The sequence below is a fragment of the Kordiimonas sp. UBA4487 genome, assembly GCF_002389025.1.
Classification (GTDB): domain Bacteria; phylum Pseudomonadota; class Alphaproteobacteria; order Sphingomonadales; family Kordiimonadaceae; genus Kordiimonas; species Kordiimonas lacus.
The window spans coordinates 72,878-86,257 of sequence record NZ_DGNR01000016.1 but is presented as its reverse complement, the minus strand read 5'-3'; the positions used below and the strand labels follow the sequence as shown (position 1 = coordinate 86,257).

Genomic DNA, 13,380 nt, shown 5'->3' with positions numbered 1-13,380 from the left:
ACCTTGATACCGAAACGCTGTCCGCGCTTGAGGAAGCGCTTGAGAACTTCGCCGGTTGCGCTGTGGTCATCAGCCACGACCGCTTCTTCCTTGACCGTATCGCGACCCACATCCTGGCGTTTGAGGGCGACAGCCACGTTGAGTGGTTCGAAGGCAACTTCGAAATGTACGAAGAAGACAAGAAACGCCGCCTGGGGGCAGACGCCACCCAGCCGCACCGCATCAAATACCGCAAGTTCACGCGCTAAGCGTCGCTTGCGACTGGACATGAAAAAGGGACCTTTCGGCCCCTTTTTTATCGGTCTGGTTTGTCTTCGGCGTCGGTCTCATTCGGCACATCGTCATATTCTTCGACTTCCACGCTGCCATCTCGGGCGCGCTGGCTTTTCATCTGGATCTTGCGGACCATATTGACTACATGGATCGGGAACCGCGTCAGAGACTGATTATGGGTGATCGCAGTGTTGCCCCAGGCTGACGCCACGGCTGCCTCACCAGAATATTTGCCGCCAGTGAAGCTATAGCCCTCGCCGCTGTTGGTGAAGGCATTCAGTAAGGCCGCGGGATTGCTGCTGGCGGACGAGCGCGAGCGGTTGCCGCCATACAGATCAGCCACATACCAATTGCGCTGGTCTGTACCCACGCGGCTTGAAGCGGCCTGAAGCTTGTCGGCGAAAGGCTTTTTGGCGTAGCGCATCAGGTGGGCCTTCATGTCGGCCTCAAAGTCCGGGAACAGAGCTTTGTTCACCTCATAGAAGGTGGAGGTGCGGATGATGCGCTCGCGCACAAAAGCGCCACGGTTTGAATTGACGAACTCGCGGGCGTTGGCCTTCAGCTGATGCCACACCCTGACGCCGGTATAGGCTTCGTCGCGGATGTTCGGGCCGCCAATCACGCCCTGGAACAAGCCGTACATGATCAGCGGATCACGGTATTTCGGGATCAGGATTTTATGGTGGATGTCATTGAGCGACAGCGGGACTCCAGCAACATTCAGCACTTTTTCGTCCCATAGTGCGGGATAATGTTTTTTCAGGCTGGTTTCAGGGAAGATGCCAGCGATCTGGCTGATGACTGTCAGGTTATAAAGGTTCAGCCAGTAGGCCAGCTGTTCGTTACGATTGAACTGGTTCAAGGGAACCGCCGCAGGCACTTTTTCCAAATCACGCCTAAGGGCAACGATCACATCATAGTTGTCCCCCAGGAATGCGTGGAAATCGACACGGTTGCCTTCTGCCCGCACGCTGCCGCGTGAGCCGGTGATAATGCGGGAACCGGTGCGCGGTACCGTTTTGCCGACTGTGGCTCGGTCTGAGTGGCCGGTTTCCCAGACCGTCTGACTAAGGATTTTCGACAAATCTTTATAGTCGATTGACATGGGAGAATCTGGCGTATCGCCCTTGAAAGTCTCGATTGAGGTATCAGGTCTGTCCTCCGCATTTGCGAATGATGCCGGTAGGGCAAGAAGGCTTAATAAACTCAACAAGGCGCCAAGGCGTGAGGCAGGTAGGAATTTCATAGTTACCCCCAGATGTGGTTTGATACTCCTTACTATAAACTTACGTTTGAATTACACGAACATAGACAACCAAAGATTACATTTTTCTCAATGAAAGGTTAAAGTTTTCGCTAAGGTATAAGAAAAGCCCACAGGCACTGGGGCTGCGGGCTTTTCTCTCTCTGAAGGATCTGGATTTACTGCAGGTCTTCCGCCTCAAGTTCCTCTTCGAGGTCATCGAAGAAGTCCACCTCGTCTTCATCGGGCGGTGGGTCGCCGTCATGAATTTCATAGCGTCGCGTCTGGTGGTACAGCGACCGCGCGACCACGTAAGGGTCGTCTTCCTTATAAAGCTCATCTATGGCTTCATGGTACCGCACCCGGGCATCAAAGGCGTCGATGCCGGTGCGCAACAGCGCCAGGTCGAACAGCTCACCCTTCTTGTTAAGGGCCGTGGTTGTGGGGTCATAGAAGAAATAGGCTGTGGTGCCTACGGTATCGCGCAGGTTGGATGGCCCCAGGAACGGCAGCACGATATAGGGGCCGTCGCCGACCCCCCAGGTTGCCAGCGTCTGGCCGAAGTCTTCGCTGTGATATTCGACGCCCATGCGGTCAGACACCTTGAACAGGCCACCGATGCCGATGGTGCTGTTGACCACAAAGCGGCCCAGCGTTTTGCCGGCCCGGCCGAACTTGAGCTGCAGGATATCATTCACGAACACCCAGGGTTCGCGCAGGTTGCGCATAACGTTCGAGACACCCTTGCGGGGTTCTTCGGGCACGACGGCGGTATAAGCCGATGAGAGCGGCTTCAGGACCGCGCGGTCGGTAGCCTTGTTGAAAGCAAACACGGCACGGTTCATTGGCTCCAGCGGGTCATTCGCGCTGGCCGATGGGCCGTTCTGGGAAGTGGAGGCACAGGCAGCGGTCAGAAGCAGCAGGCCGAGGGTAAAAAACTTGCGAGCTGTCATACAGGTTTCCGTTCGGACGTTTCCATCAGGGCCGTTCTGGCGCGGCCTATTGTTGTCAATTCTAGCGCACGAGTGTGTGCAATATCGCCGCAATGTGGCGACATGCGGGCTGTGCTTCAAGTCTATAGCCCAAAAAATCCCCTCGCATACAGTCACAAAATGCGGAGCGCGGTTAGAAAATCACGCGCGAAGCGTAAGAATTTCACGCCTTTACAAATATAAAGATTTCTTTATATTGCTTGGAGCGCCACACGAAGGTCCAATGGGGAAGCATGGCATGGATGAACTTTTGACAGCACTCAGAGCCGTCGGGGAAGCAACCCGGCTTCGCATTCTGGCCCTTCTGGGCCGGGGCGAACTGACGGTTGGTGAGCTGGTGCATATTCTAGAGCAAAGCCAGCCACGTGTCTCGCGCCATCTGAAGCTGATGGGCGAGGCCGGCATCCTGGACCGTTTCCAGGAAGGCACGCAGGTATTCTACCGCCTGGCGGATGTGGGCGTGGGCGCCAAGCTCAATGACGCGCTGCTGACGCTGGTAGCGGACGGTGACAAGGCGCTGGATGCCGACATGAAGGCGCTGGACGCCATTCGGGCCGAGCGGTTCGAGCGCGCGCAGGCCTATTTCCGCTCCCACGCGGAAGAATGGGACCAGATCCGGTCGCTTTATGTGGCGGAAGCGGAAGTGGAACAGGCACTGCAGGACGTGCAGGGCGGCAAACAGGTCAAGCGACTTCTGGACGTGGGCACGGGCACCGGGCGCATTCTGGATGTGTTTGCGCCGCTTGCAGACCAGGCCTTGGGGATCGACGTTTCGCGCGACATGCTTGCGGTGGCGCGTGGTAACCTGGCCCACAAGGGGCTGGAGAATTGTCAGGTGCGGCTGGGGGACATGTATGACCTGGGCCTGGCGGACGATAGTCAGGACCTGATCATCTTCCATCAGGTGCTGCATTTTGCTGATGATCCGGCCAAGGCCATCAGGGAAGCCGCGCGCGCCCTGGCCTCTGGCGGCAGCATCCTGATCGCGGATTTCGCGCCGCACACGGAAGAATATCTGCGTGACGAGCAGGCGCACCGGCGCCTCGGGTTCGCGGATGAGGAAATCACGGCCATGGGCGAAAGCGCAGGCCTGAAGCGCACTGAGCTGCGCCATCTGGACGGCGGCAAGCTCAGGGTCACCATCTGGCGATTTGATAAAGTTTGATAAAAAGTCCTCCGCGAACCTAGGCGGGGACAAAGGTAAGGAGTAGGGCAATGGCCCAGCGTTATAATCCACACGGGTCGCATTCGCTTTTTGAAGAAGCGGTCAGCGACGTGAATGTTTCTTTCGAATTCTTCCCACCGAAGACGCCGAAGATGGAAGAAACCCTGTGGAATTCGATCAAGACGCTTGAGGAGCTGAACCCGAAGTTTGTTTCCGTGACCTACGGCGCGGGTGGCAGCACGCGGGAGCGCACCCACAATACCGTCAAGCGGATTGTCGAAGAAACCAGCCTCGCCCCCGCCGCGCACCTGACATGTGTGGGCGCGACCCGCGACGAGATCGACGAGGTGGTGCGCGACTATCACGCAGCCGGCGTGCGTTCCATTGTGGCGCTTCGGGGCGACCCGCCGGAAGGCGCCAACCGCTATGAAGCCCACCCGGGCGGCTATGCCAACGCGGCTGAGCTTGTGGAAGGCATTCGCAAGATTGGCGATTTTGACATTTCCGTTGCGGCCTATCCGGAAAAACACCCGGACAGCGCAACCCTGGCGGCTGACCTTGATAACCTGAAACGCAAGGTGGACGCGGGCGCGAACCGGGCCATTACCCAGTTCTTTTTTGAGCCCGATCAGTATTTCCGCTTTCTGGATCACTGCGATTCCTACGGCATCAATGTACCAATCGTGCCGGGCATCCTGCCGGTTACCAACTATGCTACACTGAAGAACTTCGCGAAAACCGCGGGCGCCAGCGTACCAAAGTGGCTGGGTGACCTGTTCGAAGGCCTGGATGACAAGCCGCAGACCCGTAGCCTTGTGGCCGCCACGGTGGCGGGCGAGATGGTGCGGCGCTTGTATGCTGGCGGGGTTCGCGACTTCCATTTCTACACGCTCAACCGGGCGGAACTGACCTATGCGATCTGCCATATGCTTGGCATTCGCGCGGGTAAGGAGGGCTAAGGCCATGACCGATAAGACAGCTGAGCTTATAGCACTGGCGAACAAGCGCATCCTGGTGATGGACGGCGCCATGGGCACCATGATCCAGAAGCACAAGCTTCAGGAAGCGGACTATCGCGGTGAACGCTTCAAGGACTGGCCGTCTGACCTCAAGGGCAACAATGACCTTCTGGTGCTGACCAACCCGGACGTGATTGCGGGTATCCACAGCGCGTTTCTGGAGGCCGGGGCGGACATCATTGAAACCAACACCTTCAATGGCACCACCATTTCCATGGCGGACTATGACATGCAGGAATTCGCCTATGAGATCAATGTGGAGGGCGCCAGGCTTGCCCGCCGCGTGGCGGATGAATGGACGGCCCGCACGCCCGACAAGCCGCGCTATGTTGCAGGCTCCGTCGGCCCCACCAACAAGACGCTTTCCGTGTCGCCGGACGTGAATAACCCGGGCTTCCGTGAAGTGAACTTTGATGACGTGGTCGCGGCCTACCGTACTCAGGTTGAAGGCCTGATGGACGGCGGGGTGGATATCATCCTCATTGAGACGGTGTTTGACACCCTCAATGCCAAGGCGGCGATTTTCGCGACCCAGGATGTGTTCGAGGACCGCGGTGTAGCGCTGCCGATCATGCTGTCCTGCACCGTCACCGATATGTCGGGCCGGAACCTTTCGGGCCAGACCATCGAAGCCTTCTGGTATTCGGTGAAGCACGCCAAGCCGTTCACCATCGGTCTCAACTGCGCGTTCGGTGCTGAGCATCTGCGTCCGCATGCCGTGACCCTGTCGGCCATTGCCGACACACGGGTCGCCATTTACCCGAATGCGGGCCTGCCGAACGAGATGGGCGAATATGATGAAAGCCCCGAGGTCACCGGCGCGCACCTGCACAACTGGGCCAAAGAGGGCCTCCTCAACATCGTGGGGGGCTGCTGCGGCACCACGCCTGACCACATTAAGGCCATCGCCGACGGTGTCGCGGGCATCGCCCCACGCAAGGTTCCGACCATTGCGCCTGCCATGCGCCTGTCGGGCATCGATCCCATTTCAATCATCAACGCGGCTGAGTAAGTATCATGAGTAAACCAACCGCCCAGTTCATCAATGTTGGCGAGCGCACGAATGTTGCGGGCTCCGCCAAGTTCAAGAAGCTGATCTTCGAAGGTAACTATGAAGAAGCAGTCAGCGTTGCCCGCCACCAGGTGGAAGGCGGCGCGCAGATCATCGATATCAACTTCGATGACGCCATGCTGGACGCCGAGGAGGCTATGGAAACCTTCCTGAAGCTGATCGCAGCTGAGCCTGATATCGCCCGTGTGCCGGTGATGATCGACAGCTCCAAATGGAGCGTGATCGAGACCGGTCTCAAGTGCGTGCAGGGTAAGGCGGTGGTCAACTCCATCAGCATGAAGGAAGGCCGCGAGCCCTTCGTTGAGCAGGCGAAACGGATTATGCGCTATGGCGCCGCGGTTGTCGTGATGGCGTTTGACGAAAAGGGCCAGGCTGACAGCATCGAGCGTAAATTCAACATTTGCAAAAAATCCTACGACATCCTGGTGAACGAGGTGGGCTTCCCACCGGAAGACATCATTTTCGACCCCAACATCTTCGCGGTCGCGACCGGGATTGAGGAGCACGATAATTACGGTGTGGATTTCATTGAAGCCACGCGCCTGATCAAGAAGCACCTGCCGCACGCTAAAGTTTCCGGCGGCGTGTCGAACGTATCTTTCTCCTTCCGGGGCAACAACCCGGTCAGGGAGGCCATGCACAGCGTGTTCCTCTATCACGCCATCCGCGCGGGCATGGACATGGGCATCGTGAACGCGGGCCAGTTGACGGTTTATTCCGATATCCCGGATGACCTTCGGGAACGGGTTGAAGATGTGATCCTGAACCGCCGGTCTGACGCCACAGAACGCTTGCTCGAAATCGCAGACGATTTCAAGGGCCATGGCGCCAAGGCGCGGGTCGAGGACCTTTCCTGGCGCGAGCAGCCAGTTGAAAAGCGGCTTGAGCATGCGCTGGTGAAGGGCATCGCCGACTATATCCAGGAAGACACGGAAGAAGCCCGCCAGAAGTACGCCCGGCCGATCCAGGTGATCGAAGGCCCGCTGATGGACGGCATGAATGTGGTGGGTGACCTGTTTGGCGCGGGCGAGATGTTCCTGCCGCAGGTGGTCAAGTCCGCCCGCGTGATGAAACAGTCTGTCGCCTACCTGCAGCCTTATATCGAGGCCGAGAAGGAAGAGGGCGCCAAGGCCAAGGGCAAGATCGTGATGGCGACCGTGAAGGGCGACGTGCACGATATTGGCAAGAACATCGTGGGCGTGGTGCTGCAATGTAACAATTTCGAGGTGATCGACCTGGGCGTGATGGTGCCCTGGTCCGACATTCTGAAGGCAGCGAATGACCATGACGCCGACATGATCGGCCTTTCGGGCCTGATTACGCCAAGCCTTGACGAGATGGTCACCGTGGCGTCAGAGATGAAGCGCGCCGAATTTGACATGCCGCTGTTGATCGGCGGTGCCACCACCAGCCGCGTGCACACAGCCGTCAAGATCGCGCCCGAATATGACGGCCCCGTGACCCACGTGCTGGACGCTTCCCGCGCGGTGGGTGTGGCCAGCCAACTGGTCAGCGTGGACGGCAAGGCGGCATTTGTTCAGAAGACCCGTGAAGAATATGCCGATATCCTCAGGAAGCGGCTGGCGAAGCCCAAGTCGGACCGGCTGGTGGCGCTGGCGGACGCGCGCAAGAACAAGGCCACGCCCGATTTTGACGCCTTCACACCGGTGCGGCCAAGCTTCACCGGCACGCGGGTGTATGAGGACTTCCCGCTTGAGGAGCTGATCGAGCGCATCGACTGGACACCTTTCTTCCGCACCTGGGAGCTGGCGGGTAACTATCCTGCGATCCTCAAAGATGACGTGGTGGGCGAAAGCGCGCGCAGCCTGTTTGCCGACGCCCAGGACATGCTGAAAAAGATCGTTGACGAGAAATGGCTGACGGCCAAGGGCGTGGTGGGCTTCTGGCCCGCCAACGCCGACGGGGACGATGTGGTGCTCTATACCGGCGATAACCGGAACGAGGAGCTCAGCCGCGTGCATTTCCTGCGGCAGCAAGTGCAGAAGCGCGAAGGCCGCGCCAACGACTGTCTGGCCGATTTCATCGCGCCCGAAGGCACCAAGCCTGACTGGATGGGTGGTTTCGTGGTCACCGCCGGTCACGGCATCACGCCGCACCTGGAACGCTTCCAGGCCGCACACGATGACTATAGCGATATCCTGCTGAAGGCGCTGGCAGACCGGCTGGCGGAAGCCTTTGCGGAAAAGATGCATGAGCTCGTCAGGACCGAACTGTGGGGCTTCGCCAAAGATGAAGACCTGACCAATGAGGAAATCATCAAGGAACGCTACAAGTCGATCCGCCCGGCGCCCGGCTATCCTGCATGCCCGGACCACAGCGAAAAGCCTGAGCTGTTCCGCCTTCTGGACGCTGAAAATGCCGTTGGCGTGCAACTGACAGACAGTTTCGCCATGGTGCCGACGGCGGCCGTGTCCGGCTATTATTTCGCGCACCCTGAGGCGCACTATTTTGGCGTGGGCAAGATTGGTGATGATCAGTTGGCGGAATATGCCGAGCGCCGCGGCGTGGACATTGAGCAGGCCAAACGCTGGCTCAGGCCCAATCTGGCGGATTAGTGGATTGACGATTTTCAGCTTATGCGCGAATGTGGCGCTATGAGTGCGACAGCTGACATAAAAGAAATCCCAGGCGGCGTGGTTCATGACCTGCCGCCTGACCTGGAAGCCGAGCTGACGGCAGACCCTGCTGTTCTGGCTGCCTGGTTGGATATCACGCCCCTTGCCCGCAATGAATGGATTTGCTGGGTTGAGGATGCCAAGAAGGCCGAGACCCGCGCCAAGCGGATTGGCCGCGCAGGCGAAAACCTTGCAGACGGCAAGCGCCGGCCCTGTTGCTGGCCCGGGTGCACGCACCGGGTGCGCGACGGCGGGCGCACCTGATCCTGCTGTCAGGCTGCAAAGATAACGGCAGCAACCAGCAGATTGAGCAGTGTCATCACCGCATCGACGACAAAGATGAAAAGCATCGGTCCGGACGTGACTGGCCAGTAGCTGTCACCCTGCCGCCCGCCAGCCTTCAGCACCGGCAGGTTGAAGGCAAACTGCGAAAAGTGGGCCACCGCAAAGATTGCCAGCAGGACGACCCGCTCAGGCCAGGCGGCGAACAGGTCACTGCCCCGCAATTTGAACACAAGCAGCAGCAGCGCAAAAAGGGCGAGCGCACCATTCATGCCGCCCAGGAACCGGGTGCCAGCCGCCACGGTCGGGAACAGCGGGGAGGTGCGTTCACTTTTGGGAACCAGCACCTTGGCCGCAGCAAAATGCTGGAAACCGAAATAGCGGAAGGCCATACCCAGCCAAATCAGGTTGGCTGCCATTGCTGTAATATAGGCGGCATCTTTCATCGTATTCTTCCTTTGTCAGCGCTTGCTTTTTAGTGGTTGGCCGGTCATGGTGACGGCGTATTTAGTTCATGGTTGAAATAATTAGTTCAAGGTTGAACTATGTCAAATGAAGATCGTCTTTTTGTATTTCATCTGTTGCAGCAAGCCAGTGGCACACTGTTCCGTGCGGCCGACCGGGTGATGCGCGACCGGGAAGGTATAACAACAGCCCATCAGGTGGTGTTGTTCAGCCTGTATCGGAAAGAGGACGTGCCGGCGTCAGTGCTGGCAGCGCAGCTGAATATGGGCAAGTCGCGACTGACGGGGTTGGTTGATACGCTGGTGGACAAGGGTATGGTGCGCCGTGCCAGAAGCAAGGAGGATGGCCGCAGCCAGCTTCTGTCCGCTACAGAGAGCGGCCGCGCGGTTATTGACCGGACCAAGGCTGGCGTGAACGAGATGAACGAAGACCTTCTGGCGCCTTTCTCAGAGGAAGAACGACGGGTGATCTCAGCGTTTCTCAAGCATGTGCGGGACCAGGGGGACGAGATCGTCACCCGACGCTCGGCTCCCCCTAAGGGGTGAAAATATCCAGGTCTTTGGCGGAGTAACAGTCTGCTGTTCGGAGGCTGAACCGAGTATAAGGAACCAAACAGGAGGGCAACAGGTGGCTAAGAAAAAAGCACTTGAGGACTCAATACAGGATTTCGAGAGGCTCTTGGAATCGCCGTTCAAGTGGCCTAGCCAAGGTGATTTGCCTTTTGTTGAGAGAGAAACTCCTCTCGACAACGCTAATGTTGCAGCAAATTGGTTTGCTCGTTTAGTGCTGATGACACAGGGATATAAAAAGGCAGCAGACATATCGATTGATTATGTGCGAGAAAATCTCGCAGATCGCGATCTACTGGTTTTCTCGATTATTTTCAACTATCGGCAATTTTTAGAGCTATCGCTAAAATATTTTTTGGCAACATACGGCCCTCAAGTCGGTGTCCAGCCCAACTGGGCCAAACATGACCTCCGTTTTCTTTGGGAGGAGTTTTTAAAGCTATTGGATGCCTACGGCACTCCTGATCCAGATGAAGCTGATCCTGTTGTCGGTGAAATTATTGCAGAATTTGCAAAGATCGATCCGCAATCTTATTCCTTTCGCTATCCGGTTGATAAAAATGGTAGTCCGTTACCATTGGCATACAGTGATCTGCATCTCGAAACTCTTGCGGAGGTGATGGAAAAGGTTTCCAATTATTTTCAAGGATGTGACGGCTACTTATCAAATATGGAAATACTCGAACCTTAAGGGGTGAAAATATCCAGGTCTTTGGCTGAAATCAGTGGGCCTTTGTAGCCTGCCGCGCGAATTTCCTTCACCAGATCCTCGTCTGACGTACCCCAGTAAAGCTGGTGGGTCAGCACCAGGAGCTTGGGTTTGGCCTTGTTTGCCAGTTCCGCCAGCTCGGTCGCCGACGTGTGGAAGCTTTTGTGATATTTCTGCCAGACCGGCTCGCGCCTCAGCCAGCCGGCGTCGGAATAAACCTCATGCACCAATATATCGGCGTGGCGTGCAGCCTCAAGCAGCCGGCCGCTCGGGCGTGCGTCGCCGGAGACCACAATCGTCTTGCCGTCGGCTTCAAATTTGAAGCCATACGCTTCCTCCCAGCTGCCGTGCAACACCGGAATGGCGCTGATGCGGATGTCCGGTGTGTCGATCAGGACCTTGTTCTGGCCGATCTCCTGCACCGTCACCTTATATCCGTCCGGGTTGGCGGGCTCGAGGCCGCCAAGGCGCATCGCCACGTCAACCGCATAGGCTTTTGACAGATGGTCGACCATATCGGCGCTGCCGGTGGGGCCATAGAGCGTGAGCGGATGGTCGCGCTCCAGCACCCAGGGGGTGAAGATCAGGTCGGCAAGGCCCAGCGTATGGTCGGAATGCAGGTGGGTGATGAACACATGGTCGAGATTCGGTTGCGCGAGCTCCATTACGCCCTTCTGTTCGGCGGCTGCCGCGCGGCGCACAACGCCGGGCCCCGCGTCCACCAGATAGGCCTTGCCCGCATAAGTGACTGCCAAGGCAGGGCCAGACCGGGCCGGGTCAGCATTCGGGGTGCCGGTGCCGAGCATCACAAGCTTCATGCTGTCCTCGGCTGTGGCGTTGGCTGTGAACAGGCTGGTGATTAGACAGAAAATGATCAGGCCGCGCATGGACTTCCCCTAGTGAATAGTGTTTCCGGGACTATGGCACGGAAGGCGAAAACGGGGGAGGGCTAAATTTGTTTGGGGCGGATCAGGAGGTGTAAGGATGGAACATGACACCATAAAGGATCATGTCCACTTGCTCGCCGTCTTTTGAAAGCGGCAGGGCCAGCACCGAATAATGATGGAAATTCTTGGGCGCCCATTTGGCCTGGATGTTGGTGGCATAATAGGGCTGCAGGTTTTCTGTCAGCTTGATGGCGCGCTTGATCACTTGCTCGGAATTCGGGAAGTGGCTCCAGGTCTTGCCTGTCAGGTCCACGCCGCTGTCTTCGGCAATCTGGGTGCCGCACAGGCGGAAAGTGAATTGTGGCGTGCCGGACGCATAGTCGACATCGACCAGGGCAATATGGGGCAGGAGGCGCGTGAGCTCGAGCGGGCTGAAGTCGGCGCGGCAGGGAATTTTGCCGAGGCTGGATTTCTTGTCGACCCAGAACTGGTAGAGTGCCGCGAGTTCCGCTTGGCGGATCATGGCCTCGCCGCCGTCCTCGGACAGCACACCTTTCGGGTGGGCGCCTGTGGATGATCCACCGGAACCACTGGACACAAGGTCCTTCAAAATTGAAATGCCAGCCGACATTGGGGCAGTCCTTAAAAACTCGAAACTGGCGGCTGTCTACCTGATATGACGATTTGGTTAAAGTAAATTTAACTATTTTCTTCAGAAAAAATGCGCCTTACCGGCAAATTGTGGGGAACAAAGCACGAATGGGAAAGATTGTTTCCCAGAGTGTGTCAAAGCCGCAATTTCCTGCCCGGGAATCGGGTTGGCGGCTTTGACGGTTCGACGCAGGCCTTGTGAAGCGTATTCGGGAGGGGCAGGCTGATAGGGGCGCCCGCTGACCTAGCGGTCGGCGGTGCCAGGGGTGCTGCGGCGCATGGCATTTCTGCGGCCGGAGTTGACAGCGACGCCATTTTTCCAGACCCCGGTGTTTTTGCAGCGCCCACAGATGCGCTCGCCGATCCAGGCGCTTTCGAAGGGGGTCTTGCATTTCAGGCAAACCCTTGTTTTCGCCTGCTGCGCGGGGCTATCTTCCTGCAGCGGGGCGTTATGGCCAGGCCCGGTCATGAGGGCCGGCCAAGTTGGCGCCGGACGGCAGGCCTTAGCGCTGGTTCCGGGCAATCTGCAATACACATTGGTTATGTTCCTCTATAAAGGGGGCGTTGCAATCCCAGCCGTCACCGGCATAGTCCAGGTGCGCATTGGCGGGAACTCGAACGGCGAGGCAACGGTCCAATTCCCTGCGATAACCGCGTTCGCATGCCCAGCCGGTTCGGTAGGACGACACTTCGAGATAGGCGTGCGCTGGCACTTTGATGGCCGCGCACTTCTCATTGATCGCTTCATAGCCGCGGTCGCAATCCCAGCCTTTGCCGTAAGGGCTGCTGGTCAGGAAGCCGTTGCGGGGCACAGGGATGGGGGCGCAGGTGGTGCCTTTAGGGCGGAAGCCGTAGGCGCAATCCCAGCCTTTGCCAGACCGGGAGTCGGAAAGGTAGCCATTTTCAGGCACTTGTATGGCGACGCAAGAATTGCCGTGCCGCTGGAATTCTCGGTCACAGGCCCAAGTGTCGTCTTGAAGGTAGCCATTTTCCGGGATTGTCACCTCAACGCAGGTGTCTCTGCGCTCACGGAAGCCGCGGTCACACTTCCAGCCGCTGCCATAGGCGGAATCGGTAAGATGGGCGTTTGTTGGCGGCGTGACGGGCACGCAGGTTGACGACCGGGATTCCTGGCGGTAGCCGAAACTGCATTCCCAGCCCTTGCCATAGCTTTTACCAGTCAGGTATCCGTTTTCAGGGGCAGTGACAGTGTCGCATGACCCGCGGGATTCCATAAAGCCCGGGTCGCATTCCCAACCGCCGCCATAGTTTCGCTCGCTGGCGTTTTCCGGAATGTTGGCTGCCGTGTCCTCGGCCATCGCGATCAGTGAGCCGTAAAACAGCATCACTGTGCATGTCAGGACATAAAAGGCGCAGGTTCTGATACGGACTGCTGTTGGCAAGGGGGGTGTCCTTT

13 protein-coding genes and 1 pseudogene are annotated in these 13,380 nt (G+C 57.9%); 8 read left to right on the top strand and 6 right to left on the bottom strand.

All coding sequences use genetic code 11. The annotated features are described in order from the left end of the window. Positions 1 to 248: pseudogene (locus tag B3Z17_RS19595) on the top strand (energy-dependent translational throttle protein EttA); the annotation flags it as partial. 47 nt (positions 249 to 295) lie between these two features. Here the strand turns inward: B3Z17_RS19595 and B3Z17_RS19590 are convergent. After that, positions 296 to 1,378 carry a DUF547 domain-containing protein gene (locus B3Z17_RS19590; RefSeq protein ID WP_286831728.1) on the bottom strand — a complete coding sequence of 361 codons (1,083 nt, stop codon included), beginning with the start codon at positions 1,376 to 1,378 and terminating at the stop codon, positions 296 to 298. Between the two features lie 317 nt (positions 1,379 to 1,695). Beyond that, positions 1,696 to 2,469, bottom strand: a complete 774-nt coding sequence (locus tag B3Z17_RS19585) for an MlaA family lipoprotein (protein ID WP_286831725.1) — start codon at positions 2,467 to 2,469, stop codon at positions 1,696 to 1,698. A 277-nt stretch (positions 2,470 to 2,746) separates the two neighbouring features. Between B3Z17_RS19585 and B3Z17_RS19580 the strand changes: the two genes are divergently transcribed. From B3Z17_RS19580 to B3Z17_RS19560, 5 genes are read left to right on the top strand one after another with little or no spacing between them, the layout of a single operon-like run. Next, positions 2,747 to 3,673 (top strand): ArsR/SmtB family transcription factor, encoded by a 927-nt coding sequence (locus tag B3Z17_RS19580; protein ID WP_286831722.1) that lies wholly within the window; start codon positions 2,747 to 2,749, stop codon positions 3,671 to 3,673. 50 nt (positions 3,674 to 3,723) lie between these two features. After that, complete coding sequence (metF, locus tag B3Z17_RS19575; RefSeq protein ID WP_286831719.1) at positions 3,724 to 4,632, top strand: methylenetetrahydrofolate reductase; 909 nt, start codon at positions 3,724 to 3,726, stop codon at positions 4,630 to 4,632. Between the two features lie 4 nt (positions 4,633 to 4,636). After that, positions 4,637 to 5,704 carry a homocysteine S-methyltransferase family protein gene (locus B3Z17_RS19570; protein ID WP_286831716.1) on the top strand — a complete coding sequence of 356 codons (1,068 nt, stop codon included), beginning with the start codon at positions 4,637 to 4,639 and terminating at the stop codon, positions 5,702 to 5,704. A 5-nt stretch (positions 5,705 to 5,709) separates the two neighbouring features. Then, positions 5,710 to 8,340: a methionine synthase gene (gene metH, locus B3Z17_RS19565; RefSeq protein WP_286831713.1), complete on the top strand. Its 2,631-nt coding sequence runs from the start codon at positions 5,710 to 5,712 to the stop codon at positions 8,338 to 8,340. 39 nt (positions 8,341 to 8,379) lie between these two features. Further along, entirely contained in the window at positions 8,380 to 8,664 is a 285-nt protein-coding gene (locus B3Z17_RS19560) for a YdeI/OmpD-associated family protein (RefSeq protein WP_286831710.1), read from the top strand. A gap of 8 nt (positions 8,665 to 8,672) precedes the next feature. Here B3Z17_RS19560 and B3Z17_RS19555 read toward each other — a convergent pair whose 3' ends face one another. Beyond that, positions 8,673 to 9,128 (bottom strand): hypothetical protein, encoded by a 456-nt coding sequence (locus tag B3Z17_RS19555; protein WP_286831708.1) that lies wholly within the window; start codon positions 9,126 to 9,128, stop codon positions 8,673 to 8,675. 99 nt (positions 9,129 to 9,227) lie between these two features. Between B3Z17_RS19555 and B3Z17_RS19550 the strand changes: the two genes are divergently transcribed. Both B3Z17_RS19550 and B3Z17_RS19545 read left to right on the top strand, forming a co-directional pair. Continuing rightward, positions 9,228 to 9,692, top strand: a complete 465-nt coding sequence (locus tag B3Z17_RS19550; RefSeq protein ID WP_286831706.1) for a MarR family winged helix-turn-helix transcriptional regulator — start codon at positions 9,228 to 9,230, stop codon at positions 9,690 to 9,692. Between the two features lie 82 nt (positions 9,693 to 9,774). Beyond that, a complete protein-coding gene (locus B3Z17_RS19545) occupies positions 9,775 to 10,407 on the top strand; it encodes a hypothetical protein (protein ID WP_286831703.1) in 633 nt (210 codons plus the stop codon). Here B3Z17_RS19545 and B3Z17_RS19540 read toward each other — a convergent pair. The 3 genes from B3Z17_RS19540 to B3Z17_RS19530 form a co-directional block, all read right to left on the bottom strand. Next, positions 10,404 to 11,312, bottom strand: coding sequence for an MBL fold metallo-hydrolase (locus tag B3Z17_RS19540; protein WP_286831700.1), 909 nt, complete (start codon positions 11,310 to 11,312; stop codon positions 10,404 to 10,406). The two genes, B3Z17_RS19545 and B3Z17_RS19540, sit on opposite strands and share 4 nt — an antisense overlap. An 82-nt stretch (positions 11,313 to 11,394) precedes the next feature. Next, on the bottom strand, positions 11,395 to 11,943 hold the full coding sequence (locus B3Z17_RS19535; RefSeq protein WP_286831698.1) for a PAS domain-containing protein: 549 nt from the start codon (positions 11,941 to 11,943) through the stop codon (positions 11,395 to 11,397). Positions 11,944 to 12,466: 523 nt separating this feature from the next. Beyond that, positions 12,467 to 13,366: a hypothetical protein gene (locus tag B3Z17_RS19530; protein WP_286831695.1), complete on the bottom strand. Its 900-nt coding sequence runs from the start codon at positions 13,364 to 13,366 to the stop codon at positions 12,467 to 12,469. Positions 13,367 to 13,380: the final 14 nt, after the last annotated feature.